Genomic DNA, 14,905 nt, shown 5'->3' with positions numbered 1-14,905 from the left:
AAACCGCCCGTCCGATTTCTGCTAAGTGTTGGAGCGGGCGAAGGGAATCGAACCCTCGTGTGCAGCTTGGGAAGCTGCCGTTCTACCATTGAACTACGCCCGCTTATCGGCGCTCCATCCCCTGATGTAACCGATGGCGGTGAGCCCGCCAAGACGTCAAACGAGCGAACCGCTCCACAACAGCGGGGAATGTCCGAAGGATCGTTCTAAAGCACCCGCACGATCTGTAAGCCCGCGATCACCGCGCCAACGGATAGCACGACGGAAACGATCATGTAAAAGGCGGCGGCAGCCACTTCGCCCCGCTGGATCAGATAGAATGAATCGAGCGAGAACGTGGAGAACGTGGTGTAGCCGCCGCAGATTCCGACGATAAGGAAGATGCGTACGGCTTGAGGCAGACTCCATCGGACAGCGAACAGGCCGGCGAACAGTCCGATCAGAAGCGACCCCGTGACATTGATGACCAGCGTTCCCCACGGAAACTTCGGGCCCAGCAATTTGCCGAAACCGATGGCGACGAGATAGCGGGCCACCGATCCCAGCGACCCGCCGGCCGCGACGGCCAGGATATACGTCCACTTCAAGGCTTTTGCTCCTTCTGCGGCCATTCGGCCGTACCGCCCAAAACGCCGATGACCACCAGTGGGATCGCCAGAAGAACAGCTAGAGAGATCAACAGGGAAATCACCGGGAGCGTCTGGGATTCCATCAGGTAGCCGATCGCAACGGCCACCCAGCAAACGCCGACGCTCCACAACGAGACCGACAGCGAACTCGGAAGTCTGTTCATCACGCGCCCTTCTCGGGCGCAGCGGGGAAGGAAATAGCTCCTACCGACGCAAAGGCGCCCGGTAGGAGTCATTAGCCTTGCGGCGGTTATCGGGGGACTCCATCCCCATCGATTTCGGTTATGCTAGAGCATGATCCGGAAAAGTGGAAGCCGGTTTTCAAATGAGATCATGCTCAATCAAAGGATGAGGCTAGAGCCTTTCCGTTTCTGATGGAATCAGCAGCAGGCCTTTGCGATCTTACAATCGGAAATGCTTCGACAACTTGAGGCCCTGGGCCTGGTAGTTAGAGCCGATGCGCTGGCCGTACATCGCGTCGGGCCGCGACAGCATCTTCTCATAGACGAGACGGCCGACGATCTGGCCGTGCTCAAGAATGAACGGCACCTCGCGCGAGCGCACCTCGAGCACCGCACGTGAACCCTGTCCGCCCGCGCCGGCATAGCCGAAGCCGGGATCGAAGAAGCCCGCGTAGTGCACGCGGAACTCGCCGACCAGCGGATCGAACGGCACCATTTCCGCGGCGTAGTCCGGCGGCACCTGAACGGCTTCCTTCGAGGCGAGAATATAGAATTCGCCAGGATCCAGGATCAGGCTGCCGTCCGGCCGCGCCGCGATCGGCTCCCAGAACTCACCGACCACATAGCCACCGCGGCGGTCGATATCGACCACTCCGGTATGGCGCTTGGCGCGATAGCCGACAAAGCCGTTGGCATAATCGCCCGAAAGATCGACGCTGAGCGCTACGCCGTTGACGAGATCGGCGTCGTCGACATCAACGAGCCGCTCCCGTCCGTGCAAGGCTTCGAGCTCGTGGGCATCGAGAACGGCGTCTCCGGTGCGGAAGCGGACCTGCGACAGCCGCGATCCCTCGCGCAGCAGCACTGGAAACGTCTTGGGACTGATCTCCGCATAGAGCGGCCCGTGATAGCCGGCGCCAATCATGTCGAAGCGCCGGGTGCCGTCGGCGATCACGCGTGTGAACACGTCGAGGCGGCCGGTCGAGCTTTTTGGATTAGCGGCGGCGATGATTTCGGGCGGCAGGGCCAGGCTCTCCAGCAGCGGCACGATGTAAACGCAGTTGGTCTCCAACACCGCGCCGTCGGAAAGATCGACTTCGTGCAGCTTGAGCTCGTCGATGCGTTCAGCGACGGTTGCGTCCGGCCCCGGCAGAAAGCTGGCGCGCACCCGATAAGCCATGGCGCCGAGCCGCAGATCGAGGCTTGCCGGCTGGATCTGGCTCTCGACAAATGGATATTCCGGCAGGATCAGGCCTGCGTCGGCCATCGCCGCAATCATGCGGTCGGGCAGAATACCGTTGGCGTCGGGAGGGAGCGAGAATGACACGATGTCGTCTTTACGGCCTGGGCGATATCGACCCTAAAACAGGAGCGGGAGCTTTTAGTGCTTGTCCGTCGGCGAGAGGCAGGGTTCTGACGTCTGAATCCGGATTTGCAGCCAGCCGATTGCGATTGTCAATTGATTGGCTTGACGGACGGGAGAGGCGGGACTAGGCATGACAGCGTTCCGTGGTGATTTGAGCCGGCCGGCTTGCAGCCACGTTAAATAAGTCGCTAAACAGGCCGGGGACAATGTGATCCCGGCTTGTGGAGTTCTTCCAGGCCGGTTTTTTTGTGGCCGCTTTCCGCGGCGGACACGCAGGAGATCATATGTCCGAGACCAAGTCCGCACCCCGCTATCACCCTGAAACCCGGCTGGTTCATTCCGGCACGCTGCGTTCGCAGTTCGCCGAGACCTCGGAAGCCCTGTTCCTGACTCAAGGTTACGTCTACGACACCGCCGAACAGTGTGAGGCGCGATTCAAGGGCGACGATCCCGGCTTCATCTACTCGCGCTACTCCAACCCGACGGTCGCGATGTTCGAGCAGCGCATGGCTGCGCTTGAAGGCGCGGAGACCGCTCGCGCCCTCGCGACGGGCATGGCCGCGGTGACCACCGCGATGCTGGCGCCGCTGAAGGCGGGCGATCATGTGGTGGCGGCAAAGGCCTTGTTCGGCTCCTGCCGCTATGTGGTCGAAGACCTGCTGCCCCGCTACGGCATCGAGTCCACGCTGGTCGACGGCCTTGATCTCGATCAATGGCGCAAGGCGATGCGGCCGAACACCAAAACCTGCTTCATCGAAAGTCCGACCAACCCGACGCTCGACGTGCTCGACATCGGCGGCATCGCCGAGATCGCGCATCAGGCTGGAGCGCGGCTGATCGTCGACAACGTGTTCGCGACGCCGATCTGGCAAAGCCCGCTGGAACTCGGCGCCGACGTCGTGGTGTATTCGGCCACCAAGCACATCGATGGCCAGGGACGGACGCTCGGCGGCGTCATCCTGTCGTCGAACGCTTTCGTTCAGGATCATCTCCAGACCTTTATACGCCAGACCGGGCCGTCGATCTCGCCATTCAACGCCTGGATTCTCCTGAAGGGATTGGAGACGCTCAGCGTCCGCGTGCGCCAGCAAACCGAGAGCGCCGCGGCGATCGCGGACGTACTGGCGTCGCATCCGAAAGTGTCCCGCCTCATCTATCCCGGCCGGCCGGACCATCCGCAGGCGGCGCTGGTGAAAAAGCAGATGCGCGCCGGCTCGACGCTGATCGGCTTCGATGTCAGGGGTGGCAAGGCGGCGGCGTTTCGCTGTCTCAACGCGTTGAAGCTCGCGCGCATCTCGAACAACCTCGGCGACGCCAAGAGTCTCGTCACCCATCCGGCAACCACCACCCACCAGCGGCTCGCCCCGGAAGTCCGCGCCGGGCTCGGGATCGGCGAAGGCTTCATCCGCTATTCAGCCGGTCTCGAACACAGGGACGACCTGATCGAGGATCTCGTTGCCGCACTGGAAAAGGTGTGAGGCTTTCTTCCCTTTCCAACAAGGAGAGGTGGTAAAGTCTCACAACGGCCGATTGACAGTCGCGGCCGCCGGTAAACTGACGCCAGCCTGGACCTGATCCACCGACTTGATGATGTTGTCGCCGAGCAACTGGGCGAAACAGGCATAACCCCAGTCGTTCATGTGAAGGCCGTCCTTGGTCACGAAGGTGTCGAACGGTAGCGACTGCCGGTCGTGCCAGTCGCGCATGACCTCGAAGCGCGGGAAAATCCCGACATGCCTGTAGTGCGCGACCTGGTTCAGCAGACTGACCATTCTGCCGGCATTCTCGCTCTTGGCATTGACGGCGGGCGCGTATTGCGGATCGATCAGGACCAGATCGGCGCCGGAGGCCTGAATGGTCGCGACGCCGTCTTCGACAGTTTTCGCGGTGCTCGCGGGATCGAGATTGCGTAGCACCGCGTTGGTGCCGACCTGCCAGATCACCATGTCCGGCTTGGCATCGATCACTTCCGTTCGCAGCCGCTTCATCATCTCGGGCGCGTCCTCGCCGCCCTTGCCGCGATTAAGCACGGTGATGGCGGCGGCCGGATATTTGCGGTGCAATTGGGCCGCTAGCCGGTTCGGATAGTTGAATTCTGGCGACGTCGCGCCGTAACCCTGCGTCGAGGACGAGCCGAAGGCGACGATGACAACCGGTTTGTTAGCGGCAAGCTTGGCCGCCACATGCGGCAGTGATCCCACCGACTGCGAGACACCCTTCGGCGGCAGGCAGGGGACGCGATTGAAGATGTCGCGCGCGCGGGCAGCAATTGCCGCTACCTTGTCGATCGTCCTTCCGGACAGGCCCTGCGTTGGCGTGCCGGATTGCGCGGTTGCGACCGAAGAAACTGGTGCGGTGCTGCCTGTCGCGTTGGCCGGCGACGTTTGTGCGAGTGCGGTGGAGGTCGATGCTGCCACCAGCATGACCGCCGCGGCCGGGCCGAGGGTTCTGCGGAAGCGGAGGATCATCATCAACGTTTGGTCCCGAGTTCGGTGGGGGTGATGCGAGCGGTCTCGATCACGAAGGTCGATAAGGCGCTACCGAGACAACTGTGAACGCGTTTGGCAAGGCTTGCTCCACGCACCGGGCTGAAGAGATCGAATTCACCGCTCTCGTTCCACTTACTCATGATTGTAAAGCGGTCGAACACTGGAACGTCGCGCTGCTGCGCGACGACGCGCATGTTGTCGATGTAAGATGTCATTGAAACCATGGTTTCCGTGCGCGGGCTGTACTGCATGTTCATCAGCACGACATCCGCTTCCGCTTTCTGCAATGAGGTCACGCCTTGGTCGAGGGCCTCGCGAAAGTCGTCGATGTCGACGGACCGGATGGCATCGACAATGCCGGTCTGCCACACCACCAGAGTTGATTTTTTCGCCTCCGCGAGCTTGCCGAGGCTCGGCGCGACATCCTCTGCGGTCTTGCGCAAAGCCAGTTCCACGGACACGTTCACGAGAATGCCCGGCAATTTCTCGCGAAGTGCAGCCTGCAATTTCGCCGGATAGGCTTCCTCCTCGGCTCCGGATATTGATGAGGAACGGCTGCCCACCACCAGAATGTTGAGCGGGCCGCCCGCCCTGACCGCCGAGGCGACCCGGGACAGTGTACTATCGCTGGTCAGCAGATAGGCCGGCACGGCGCAGCTTTTGGTCACATCGTCAGCACACGCGGAGACGCTGGCCGATGAAGCGGCCAGCGCGATCAAGACCGACGCCAAGCCGGTCCTCATGCTCCTCCTCCCGCAAGATCCGAGTCGCCATCGGCAGGTTTGGCGCGGCTTCCGCCCTTGCCCGCAACCCTCTTGTACCACGAAAACACCCATGCGGCGGCGGACATGATCAGGATTCCGCAAATGCTGATAATGAGGTGAATCGTGGCGCCGCCGGAGTATTCTGCGAGGATGAACTGCCCAGCGAAGGCCAGAAAGACCCCGATACAGAAGATCTGGAGCGAATTCTGGCCGCACAGGATCAGCGGCTTAAGCCAGGGCGAGGCCAATCCCGGCCAGTTCCTGGGCAGGAAGCGGACGGCCAGCGCGGCGAGCGCCAAAAAGTGGACGATGCGCAGCACGGCGAGGTTGGTCTTGTCGATCGGATACATCCACTGTTCGGCGATGTCCGGCATCAAATGATTGAGCTGCGGCACATGCCAGGTCAGCGTGGTGCAGAAAGCGAACAGCAGATAGGTGGCGCAAATCCAAAGCGTCGCCGGCGAAGACAGGATGCGCGACATGCGCTTGGCGCCTCCGAGCGCACACCATGCGCCAAACACGAACAGCAGTTGCCAGGCGAACGGATTGAAGAACCAGACCCCGTTGGGATAGGCGGGCAGTGCCAGATCGAACCACCGGGTGAGTGCATAAAAACCGACCGACAGCGCTAGCCCCAGATCAGCCTTGCGCTGCATCACCAGCAACACCGGCGGAAAAAAGAGCATCAGCGCGACGTAGAGCGGCAGCACGTCCATGTTGACGGGGCGGAACTTCAGAAGCAGTGCCTGCACGATCGTGACGTCGGGCTGCTTGAGAAAATCGAGGATGCCCATTTCCTCGGTGTAAAGCGGGTTCTCGAAGCTGCTCGCGACGTAGGAAATTTCCGCGAGGAAAATCGTGAATAGAAAGATATGTGCTACGTAGATCTGCCAGACGCGCCTGAGAATGCGCGCGGCGGCGACGACAAATCCGCGCTCGCGCATAGCGCGTCCGTAGACGAGGGCTGCGGTATAGCCCGAGATGAAGATGAAAATCTCCGTGGCGTCACTGAAGCCATAGTTGCGGAGAGTGAGCCAGGTCAGGAGGTTCTGCGGCAGATGGTCAATGAAAATCAACCATAGCGCGAGCCCGCGAAACAGATCGAGCCTTAGCTCGCGGTCGCGCGGCGGGGTCGGAATCAAAACGACCGGGGCATCGCGCGTGACGCCCGCAGGGGCCGCCCTCGTGCGCGCTCCGACAATCTGATCGGTAACTGGCGGCATACGCTCGGCTTCGATAAGGCCATCTCAATCGCCTGCGCGATCGAGATGGATTTACGGGAGGACAGCTTCACGCTAACGGTGGCAAAAAATCAATATTGCCGCCGGGATCATAGTGTGGAACCAGGCTGACGCGCGATCACAACGAAGGGGGCTGGTTCATGCGCCTGTTTTGGCTATGATCGCTCGAATACTAGAGAGTTTGCGATGTACCGTGCCGTTACCCGCCAGATCGAAGTCACCGTTGAACCGAATTTCATGCCGGAGAGGTCGTCCGCCGAGCGAGGCCATTTTTTCTGGTCCTATACGGTGGTTATCATAAACGCCGGTCCCGAGACCGTGCAGTTGCGCACCCGTCATTGGATCATCACCGATGCCTCGGGGCGGAAGCAGGAAGTCCGCGGCGAGGGCGTCGTGGGCGAGCAGCCGGTGCTTGCGCCCGGCGAGCGCTTCGAATACACGAGCGGAGTTCCTCTGCCGACCGCCACCGGCTTCATGAGTGGCCGCTACCAGATGATCTCGATCCGAAGCGGCGAACCCTTCGAAATAGACGTTCCGACCTTCTCGCTCGACAGCCCCGACAGCAAGCGCGTGCTGAACTAAAGTCGCGTCCAATCGCGCCTACTCCACGCCGGCTTCCTGCGGGGTAAATTCGTACACCGAATTGCAGAACTCGCAGGTCACGGCGACCTTGCCGTCCTGCACCATGCCCGAGCGGTCCTCCGGCGTGAAGCTCTTCAGCATGACCGCCACGGCGTCGCGTGAGCATGAACACCGCGCGTGCAGCGTTTGCGGCGAAAACACCCTGACGCCGCGCTCATGGAACAGGCGATAAAGCAGACGTTCACCGGACAAGTCGGGATCGATCAGTTCGAGGTCCTCGACGGTGCCGATCAGCGACTGACCCTCGATCCAGGCATCATCCTCGCTCACCGTATGCACGGCACCGCCGTCAGGGGCATCTCCGGGATGGAGATCGGCTTGGCGCGCGCGCTCCGGCGCCGTGGGCAGGAATTGCAGCAGCATGCCGCCGCCACGCCAGCCACGCTTCGGTCCATCCCCCTCCCGCCGCCACTCCTCGCCGACCGCGAGCCGGACCCGCGTCGGAATCTGTTCCGAGCGCAGAAAATACTCATGCGCCGCATCTTCGAGGTTGCCGCCTTCCAGTGCCACAAGGCCCTGATAGCGGTTCATGTCCGGACCCTGATCGATGGTCATCGCGAGATGGCCGCGGCCCAGCAGCGCGCCAGAGTCGGAAGCATCGCCGAGCCGGGCCTTGTCGAAACGGGCATAGGCTCGCAGCCCAGCCCGGGCCCGAAAGTCGACAATCAGGAACGACACCGGTCCATCGGTCTGGGTTTGCAGGATGAACCGGCCCTCGAACTTGAGCGATGAGCCGAGCAGCGTCGTCAGCACGATCGCCTCGCCGAGCAGCTTGGCGACCGGTGCGGGATAGTCGTGCCGGACCAGCAACTCGTCGAGCGCCGGCCCTAGCCGGGTCAGTCGTCCGCGCAGGTCGAGTGTGCTCACCTCAAACGGAATCACGGCATCGTCGACCGGAATGGATGAGGGCGCGCGCACGGGGGTTTCACGCGACGTGGCGGGGTCGGGCATTTGTGAGGTCATGCCCTCTATCTGGGGTCGACTGGCCGGGATCGAAACCCCGTGAGAGGGAGGAGCGTCATATAAAGCTCCGTTTGAGGATGGGCTGCGGAATATCGGCGCAGCCGCGGAGAAATAAAAGTCACGCGTTTCAAATATTTAGGGGATTTCCGTCAATGAGAAAACAGATATTCTGGAGACGCCGGCTGAAGCGCATCATTGCTCAAACCGGTGGTTGAAGCATGGATCCGTCACATGCAGTTCACAAACTGCGGTGACAGCGCGCGCGGCCTCCGTTATCCGGATAAGCGATGGACCTCGCAACGACAAAAGAAGCGGCGGACGGCGCCGGTTTCGATACCGTCCGGATCATCGGCGAAATTGATGCGCTGGCCGAGAAGCATGCTGGGCACGGGGACGTTTTCCGTTCTGCCGTGTCCAGGTTGTTGAAGGTCGAACTCGCGAAAGTGCGCGATGCGGCGCAGGCGAGGCTTCTGCGTGACCGCCACGGGCGGCGCTGCGCCGAATGGCTTTGCTTCGTTCAAGACGAAATCATTCGTCTGGCGTTTTCGGCCGCGACCCGTCATCTCTATTATTCCCCCATTCCGTCCGATGGTGAGCGCATGGCCGTGGTGGCGACCGGCGGCTACGGGCGCGGTCTGATGGCGCCGGACTCGGATATCGATCTGCTGTTCATTCTGCCTTACAAACAGACGGCGTGGGGCGAACAGGTCGCCGAGGCTATCCTGTATTGTCTATGGGACATGGGGTTGAACGTCGGTCACGCGACGCGCTCGGTCAATGAATCGATCCGGCAGGCGCGGGGCGACATGACCGTCCGCACCGGAATTCTGGAAGCCCGCTTCGTCACCGGCGACCGGGCGCTTTACGACGAACTGGTTAGCCGCTTCGACACCGAAGTGGTGCGGGGAACAGCGGCGGAATTCGTCGCTGCTAAACTTGCCGAGCGCGAGGAGCGTCATCACCGCGCCGGCCAGTCGCGCTATCTGGTCGAACCTAACGTCAAGGATGGCAAAGGGGGATTACGCGACCTGCATACGTTGTTCTGGATCGCGAAGTATGTCTATCGGGTGCGTGAAAGCCACGAATTGCTCCAGTGCAATGTGTTCGATGTTCGCGAATACCGGACCTTCAGCCGCTGCGCCGATTTTCTATGGTCGGTACGCTGTAACCTGCACTTCGCGACGGGGAGAGCGGAGGAACGGCTGTCGTTCGACTTGCAGCGGGAGATCGCGGTCCGGCTCGGATATACGTCTCATCCGGGGATGCAGGATGTCGAACGCTTCATGAAGCACTACTTCCTGACCGCCAAGGATGTCGGCGACCTCACCGCAATTCTATGCGCGAAGCTCGAGGATCAGCAGGCCAAGCCGGCACCGGTTCTCAGCCGCGTGATGTTGTGGCCGCGGGGCACGGAGGTTCGGCGGGTTCCGGACAACGACGACTTCATCATCGACAACAACCGCATCAATCTCGCGACGCCCGATCTCTTCAAGCGCGACCCTGTCAATCTGATCCGTTTGTTCCGCCTCGCGCAGAAGAACAACCTGGCTTTCCATCCGGACGCCTTACGGATGGTGACGCGGTCGCGACGGCTGATCAACGCGGAGCTTCGCGAAAACCCGGAAGCCAACCGGCTGTTCATGGAGATCCTGACCTCGAATGACGCGGAGACCGTGCTACGCAGGATGAACGAGACCGGGGTGCTAGGTCAGTTCATCCGTGCCTTTGGCACGATCGTCTCGATGATGCAGTTCAACATGTACCATCACTACACGGTGGACGAGCATCTGATTCGCTGCATCGGCATCCTTCAGGATATCGAGCGCGGCGACAATGACGAGGTCGCTCTCGCCAGCGAGCTGATGCGCAAGATCCTTCCCGAACACCGGCCCGTCATCTACATCACCACACTGCTTCATGACGTTGCAAAGGGCCGGCCCGAGGATCATTCGATCGCAGGCGCCAAGGTAGCGCGCAGATTGTGCCCGCGCCTTGGCTTCAACGCAGCCGACACCGAACTGGTCGCGTGGCTGATCGAACAGCATCTGACGATGTCCAAAGTGGCCCAGTCACGCGACCTATCCGATCGCAAGACCATCGAGAATTTCGCGGCCGTGGTCCAGTCGGTCGAGAGGATGAAGCTCTTGACCATCCTGACGACCGCAGACATTCGCGGCGTCGGCCCCGGCGTCTGGAATGGCTGGAAGGCCCAGCTGCTCCGAACACTTTATTATGAGACAGAACCCGTGCTGACCGGCGGCTTCTCCGAGGTCAATCGCGCGCAGCGCATGGCGGCGGCTGAGGCCGAGTTCCGTGCCGCTTTCACCGAATGGCCCGACCATGAGCTTGATGCCTACATTGTCCGGCATTATCCGGCCTACTGGCTCAAGGTCGATCTCGAGCACAAGATCAGGCACGCGCGCTTCCTGCGCGCCAGCGAAAGAAGCGGCAAGAAGCTTAACATCAACGTCGGCTTCGATGAGGGGCGCGGCGTCACAGAGCTGACGATCCTTACCGCCGATCATCCCTGGCTGCTGTCGATCATTGCGGGAGCATGCGCGTCGGCCGGCGCCAATATCGTCGATGCCCAGATCTATACGACCATCGACGGGCAGGCGCTCGATACCATCGCGATCTCACGCGAATATGAGCGCGACGAGGACGAAGGCCGGCGCGCTGGCCGCATCGCCGAGATCATCGAGCAAGTACTTGAAAGCCGGTTGCGCCTGCCCGACGTGATACCGAGCCGCGCCGGGGGAAAGAGGCTGCGGCCGTTTGTGGTCGAACCCAAGGTCACCATCAACAATCAATGGTCGGACCGCCACACCATGATCGAGGTTTCAGGGCTCGATCGACCTGGGCTTCTGTTTCAGCTCACCACGGCGATCTCAAAGCTCAACCTCAACATCGCCTCGGCCCACGTGGCGACATTCGGCGAGCGCGCGCGCGACGTGTTCTACGTCACCGACCTGCTCGGCGCCCGGATCACCGCTCCGACACGGCAGACCGCGATCAAGCGCGCGCTGGTCCATCTGCTCGCTAACGGCAGCACTGCGAAATAATTTGCCGTCGGGAGGCAGCGTCTTGCAAACTCCGCCTTGCAATGGGTTTGGCCCTCATTCTGGCCGGACCAGCCGGTCGGGCTGTGAACGTCGCGCGGATGACAGGACGCGGCTTGTTCGACTTGGGTCGGCGGTTCCAGCCCTAATGTTGCATTAACTTTCAGGTAACCGCGCCTTAAAGCCCGGCCGCTAGGGTCCGGCTGATTTTGACGTTCGCATCAACGGTTGCTGCAAGAACGTGCGAACTTCGAAATCGGCACACTGGCGTGCAGGGTCGGCGTGAGCGTTGTTGCGTATGGCGTGGGGACAAAAAAAGCGTAGCGGGCGCAAAGAGCCGGTATTCAGCGGGTTTGCAGCTTCGCTTTCGGAGTTGCGCATCAACCCGCTCGACCGCGTTACGATTGCTGACGACAAGCCGCCGGACAGGCGCCCGCGCAAAGCAGCCGCTCCGAATACTGAAGGCCCGCGCAGGCCTCCGGGTGAGGGTGGACGGCGAGCGAAGAAGCGTACACGCGCGCGTCTCTCGCGGCTGTTTTATTGGGGCGCCGTACTCGCATTGTGGGCGGTTATCGCCGTCGTCGGCCTGCTGATCTATATCGGCGCGCATCTGCCGCCAATCCAGTCGCTCGAAATTCCAAAACGTCCGCCGACCATTCAGGTTGTCGCTGCGGACGGCAGCATGCTGGCGACGCGCGGCGAAATGGCCGGAAACAACGTCTTGCTCAAGGACGTGCCGTCCTATTTGCCGAACGCCTTCATCGCGATCGAGGATCGCCGGTTCTATTCGCATTACGGCGTCGATCCGATCGGCATCCTGCGCGCAGCCGTTGCCAACGTGCTGCACTTCGGCGTATCGCAGGGCGGCTCGACGTTGACCCAGCAACTTGCCAAGAATCTGTTCCTGACCCAGGAACGCACGCTTGAGCGGAAGCTCCAGGAAGTCGAACTCGCGCTCTGGCTGGAGCGCAAGCACACCAAAGCGCAGATTCTCGAGCTTTACCTCAACCGCGTTTACTTCGGGTCTGGCGCGTATGGTGTCGAAGCGGCGGCGCAGAAGTATTTCGGAAAGCCCGCGAAGAACGTTACGCTCGCCGAGGCCGCCATGCTGGCCGGTCTCGTCAAGTCGCCGTCGCGGCTCGCGCCGGATCGCAACCCGGAAGGTGCCGAAGCCCGCGCAAAGATCGTGCTCGCGGCAATGGCGGACGCTCACCTCATCACGGCGCAACAGGCGCACGCCTCGGCCGCCCAACCCTCCTACGCCGTGAAGCCGGCCAGCGCCGGTACCACCAACTACGTTGCCGACTGGGTCGGCGATGTCCTCGATGATCTGGTGGGCCAGGTCGATCAGAACATTGTCGTCGAAACGACCATCGATCCGAAATTGCAGAGCGTGGCGGAAGCCGCCCTGATCGACGAACTGGCCGCGAAAAGCGTCAAGTTCAATGTCAGTCAGGGCGCATTGGTGGCGATGACGCCCGACGGCGCGGTCCGCGCCATGGTCGGCGGCCGCAACTACGCCGACAGCCAGTTCAATCGGGCGACCATGGCGAAGCGTCAGCCCGGCTCCGCATTCAAACCGTTTGTGTACCTGGCCGCGATCGAGGCCGGCCTCACGCCCGAGACGATCCGTCAGGACGCTCCGCTCGACGTCAAAGGCTGGCGGCCGGAGAACTACTCTCATGAATACTTCGGCGCGGTGACGCTAACCCAGGCGCTCGCAATGTCTCTCAATACCGTCGCCGTCCGGCTCGGACTCGAAGTCGGTGCTGCAAAAGTGGTGCGAACCGCGCACCGCCTCGGCATCACATCAAAACTTGAGACGAACGCATCAATTGCGCTTGGCACTTCAGAGGTGTCGCCGCTGGAGCTGGTCGGGGCCTACGCGCCCTTTGCAAACGGCGGATATGCCGCCAGTCCCCATGTCGTCGAGCGCATCCGCACCGTCGACGGCAACAAGCTTCTCTATGCGCGCGGGAAGGAAGCACCTGACCGGGTGATCGATCCACGCGGGGTCGCCATGATGAACACTATGATGGAGCAGACGCTCATCAGCGGCACCGCGCGCAAGGCCGAGATTCCCGGATGGACAGCGGCCGGCAAGACCGGCACCAGTCAGGATTTTCGCGATGCATGGTTCATCGGTTATACCGCGCGGCTCGTGACCGGGATTTGGCTCGGCAACGACGACAATACGCCGACCCGCAAGGCGACCGGCGGCGGCCTGCCGGTGGAGGTCTGGACCCGCTTTATGCGCGCCGCGCACCAGGGCGTGCGGCCCGAGCCGATTCCCGGCACACAGCGGGGCAACTTCCAGCCTGAAGTCGCGCAGTTCGGCCAACCCGTCGACGTACCGGTCCCGGCGCCTTCACCCGCCGTCGAGCGCCAGCCGCAGCCGGTGCGGACCAATGTGCGGCCGGAAGCGGCTGGCGGTCTGGATGGCTGGCTCGTGGACCGGTTGTTCGGCGGTCACTGAGGCGGTCCCGGCACGGAAATCGTGACGACGGAGTCTCCGCGCGAAACGCTATAGCGGAAGAGTTGTCGGTCCGATCAGTCCTGAATACCGTAGCGATGGAGGTCGTTGCCTTCAACGTCGAGCCACTTCTTGGCCCGCTCGACATGAATACAGATGCGAGCCACCACCTTCCAAAACCGTGGCGAGTGATTCATTTCAACGAGATGGGCGACTTCGTGCGCGGCGAGATAATCCAGCACGAACGGCGGCGCCAGGATGAGCCGCCATGAGAACGAGAGCGATCCGGAGGACGTGCATGATCCCCAGCGGCTCGATTGGTCGCGGATCGAAAGGCGCTTGACCTTGACGCCAAGCGCGTCGGCATGGCGCTGCGAGGCTTTTTGTAGGTCTCGTCTTGCTTCCCGTTTCAGGAAATCATGGACCCGCCGGTCGAGATATTCGAGTTCGCCGGCGACACAAAGAATACGCTCGCCGCTATCGCGCGTTTCGGTCCACACGGTACCGCGCTCGCCGGCGCGATGCACGATCCGATGGGCGATGCCGCGCAGCGGAATGACCGCGCCGTGGTGGAAGGGCGCCGCCTTCGGCAGCCGCCCGAGACGCGCCGCGATCCAGCCGCCGTGACGTTGCGCAAAGTCTTTCGCTTCCGCGAGCGTTCCTCGCGGCGGCATTGTCAGGATCGCTTCGCGGTCACTCGGATGGATTCGCAAGGTGTAGCGGCGCGCGCGACGATGCCGGCGCAAGCGGACTGAATAAACCTGGGATCCATGCTTGATGAGAAGCCGGGACGGTTCGGCGGGACGTCGATAAAGGAGCGCACGGGCCATGTCTGCAAATCCGGGACGGGAAATCTCGCCCGGATTCTGCCATATCCGGCGCCACTCAAATCGATCGGCGCAAAAACAAATCATTTGCCCAATATACAGCGGTAATCCATCCCTGATTGGCTATATAAGGGGTGCAGGAACCAAAAAATTTGCATTTCATTCGGCTGAGTTGACCCTCGAAGTGATGAAAACGAATTCATCTCTTGAAAACGAAAGAAATGAACCGATCATTGGAGGGTCGCCGCAGGATCCCGCGCCCCTGACTGC

12 protein-coding genes, 1 tRNA gene and 2 riboswitches are annotated in these 14,905 nt (G+C 61.7%); of the genes, 4 read left to right on the top strand and 9 right to left on the bottom strand.

What is annotated here, in order from left to right; all coding sequences use genetic code 11:
- Positions 1–29 precede the first annotated feature (29 nt).
- From ACM561_RS00180 to ACM561_RS00165, 4 genes are all read right to left on the bottom strand, one after another.
- Positions 30–103, bottom strand: a tRNA-Gly gene (locus ACM561_RS00180).
- Positions 104–206: 103 nt separating this feature from the next.
- Positions 207–587, bottom strand: a complete 381-nt coding sequence (gene crcB / locus ACM561_RS00175) for a fluoride efflux transporter CrcB (RefSeq protein WP_087881084.1) — start codon at positions 585–587, stop codon at positions 207–209.
- The gene (locus ACM561_RS00170) at positions 584–793 is read right to left on the bottom strand and encodes a hypothetical protein (protein ID WP_425907146.1); all 210 of its coding nucleotides are present in this window, start codon (positions 791–793) and stop codon (positions 584–586) included. Before ACM561_RS00170 ends, crcB begins: the two co-directional genes overlap by 4 nt.
- Before the next feature lie 55 nt (positions 794–848).
- Positions 849–909: riboswitch (Fluoride riboswitch) on the bottom strand.
- Between the two features lie 122 nt (positions 910–1,031).
- Positions 1,032–2,138 carry a 2'-deoxycytidine 5'-triphosphate deaminase gene (locus tag ACM561_RS00165; protein WP_425907144.1) on the bottom strand — a complete coding sequence of 369 codons (1,107 nt, stop codon included), beginning with the start codon at positions 2,136–2,138 and terminating at the stop codon, positions 1,032–1,034.
- A gap of 172 nt (positions 2,139–2,310) precedes the next feature.
- Positions 2,311–2,390, top strand: a riboswitch (SAM riboswitch).
- A gap of 71 nt (positions 2,391–2,461) precedes the next feature.
- Between ACM561_RS00165 and ACM561_RS00160 the strand changes: the two genes are divergently transcribed.
- Complete coding sequence (locus ACM561_RS00160) at positions 2,462–3,655, top strand: O-succinylhomoserine sulfhydrylase (protein ID WP_425907142.1); 1,194 nt, start codon at positions 2,462–2,464, stop codon at positions 3,653–3,655.
- 39 nt (positions 3,656–3,694) lie between these two features.
- Here ACM561_RS00160 and ACM561_RS00155 read toward each other — a convergent pair whose 3' ends face one another.
- The 3 genes from ACM561_RS00155 to ACM561_RS00145 are packed head-to-tail and all read right to left on the bottom strand — an operon-like array spanning position 3,695 to position 6,653.
- Complete coding sequence (locus ACM561_RS00155; RefSeq protein WP_425907140.1) at positions 3,695–4,648, bottom strand: SGNH/GDSL hydrolase family protein; 954 nt, start codon at positions 4,646–4,648, stop codon at positions 3,695–3,697.
- Positions 4,648–5,409: an SGNH/GDSL hydrolase family protein gene (locus ACM561_RS00150; RefSeq protein WP_425907139.1), complete on the bottom strand. Its 762-nt coding sequence runs from the start codon at positions 5,407–5,409 to the stop codon at positions 4,648–4,650. The genes ACM561_RS00155 and ACM561_RS00150 overlap by 1 nt, the downstream gene beginning before the upstream one ends.
- Complete coding sequence (locus ACM561_RS00145) at positions 5,406–6,653, bottom strand: OpgC domain-containing protein (RefSeq protein ID WP_425907138.1); 1,248 nt, start codon at positions 6,651–6,653, stop codon at positions 5,406–5,408. The genes ACM561_RS00150 and ACM561_RS00145 overlap by 4 nt, the downstream gene beginning before the upstream one ends.
- 204 nt (positions 6,654–6,857) lie before the next feature.
- Here ACM561_RS00145 and apaG point away from each other — a divergent pair, with 204 nt between their 5' ends.
- Positions 6,858–7,253: a Co2+/Mg2+ efflux protein ApaG gene (gene apaG / locus ACM561_RS00140; RefSeq protein WP_079445262.1), complete on the top strand. Its 396-nt coding sequence runs from the start codon at positions 6,858–6,860 to the stop codon at positions 7,251–7,253.
- An 18-nt stretch (positions 7,254–7,271) separates the two neighbouring features.
- Here apaG and ACM561_RS00135 read toward each other — a convergent pair whose 3' ends face one another.
- Positions 7,272–8,276 carry an Hsp33 family molecular chaperone gene (locus tag ACM561_RS00135; protein WP_425907136.1) on the bottom strand — a complete coding sequence of 335 codons (1,005 nt, stop codon included), beginning with the start codon at positions 8,274–8,276 and terminating at the stop codon, positions 7,272–7,274.
- A 287-nt stretch (positions 8,277–8,563) separates the two neighbouring features.
- Between ACM561_RS00135 and ACM561_RS00130 the strand changes: the two genes are divergently transcribed.
- Entirely contained in the window at positions 8,564–11,338 is a 2,775-nt protein-coding gene (locus ACM561_RS00130; protein ID WP_425907134.1) for a [protein-PII] uridylyltransferase, read from the top strand.
- 295 nt (positions 11,339–11,633) lie between these two features.
- Complete coding sequence (locus ACM561_RS00125) at positions 11,634–13,811, top strand: transglycosylase domain-containing protein (protein ID WP_425907132.1); 2,178 nt, start codon at positions 11,634–11,636, stop codon at positions 13,809–13,811.
- 74 nt (positions 13,812–13,885) lie between these two features.
- On the opposite strand, the gene ACM561_RS00120 is transcribed toward ACM561_RS00125, so the two are convergent.
- A complete protein-coding gene (locus tag ACM561_RS00120; protein ID WP_425907131.1) occupies positions 13,886–14,722 on the bottom strand; it encodes a M48 family metallopeptidase in 837 nt (278 codons plus the stop codon).
- Between the last annotated feature and the right edge of the window lie 183 nt (positions 14,723–14,905).

The organism is Nitrobacter sp. TKz-YC02 (genome assembly GCF_049852135.1).
Taxonomy (GTDB): Bacteria; Pseudomonadota; Alphaproteobacteria; order Rhizobiales; family Xanthobacteraceae; genus Nitrobacter; species Nitrobacter vulgaris.
Note: the sequence above shows the minus strand (reverse complement) of the source record. Positions and strands in the feature narration are given on the sequence as shown.

Excerpts from the sequence above, each read along its gene's own strand:
- ACM561_RS00155 (WP_425907140.1), bottom strand. The coding sequence starts at position 4,648 with ATGATGATCCTCCGCTTCCGCAGAACCCTCGGCCCGGCCGCGGCGGTC.
- ACM561_RS00160 (WP_425907142.1), top strand. The coding sequence starts at position 2,462 with ATGTCCGAGACCAAGTCCGCACCCCGCTATCACCCTGAAACCCGGCTG.
- ACM561_RS00135 (WP_425907136.1), bottom strand. The coding sequence starts at position 8,276 with ATGACCTCACAAATGCCCGACCCCGCCACGTCGCGTGAAACCCCCGTG.
- ACM561_RS00150 (WP_425907139.1), bottom strand. The coding sequence starts at position 5,409 with ATGAGGACCGGCTTGGCGTCGGTCTTGATCGCGCTGGCCGCTTCATCG.
- ACM561_RS00120 (WP_425907131.1), bottom strand. The coding sequence starts at position 14,722 with ATGATTTGTTTTTGCGCCGATCGATTTGAGTGGCGCCGGATATGGCAG.
- apaG (WP_079445262.1), top strand. The coding sequence starts at position 6,858 with ATGTACCGTGCCGTTACCCGCCAGATCGAAGTCACCGTTGAACCGAAT.
- ACM561_RS00125 (WP_425907132.1), top strand. The coding sequence starts at position 11,634 with ATGGCGTGGGGACAAAAAAAGCGTAGCGGGCGCAAAGAGCCGGTATTC.
- ACM561_RS00130 (WP_425907134.1), top strand. The coding sequence starts at position 8,564 with ATGGACCTCGCAACGACAAAAGAAGCGGCGGACGGCGCCGGTTTCGAT.
- ACM561_RS00145 (WP_425907138.1), bottom strand. The coding sequence starts at position 6,653 with ATGCCGCCAGTTACCGATCAGATTGTCGGAGCGCGCACGAGGGCGGCC.
- ACM561_RS00170 (WP_425907146.1), bottom strand. The coding sequence starts at position 793 with ATGAACAGACTTCCGAGTTCGCTGTCGGTCTCGTTGTGGAGCGTCGGC.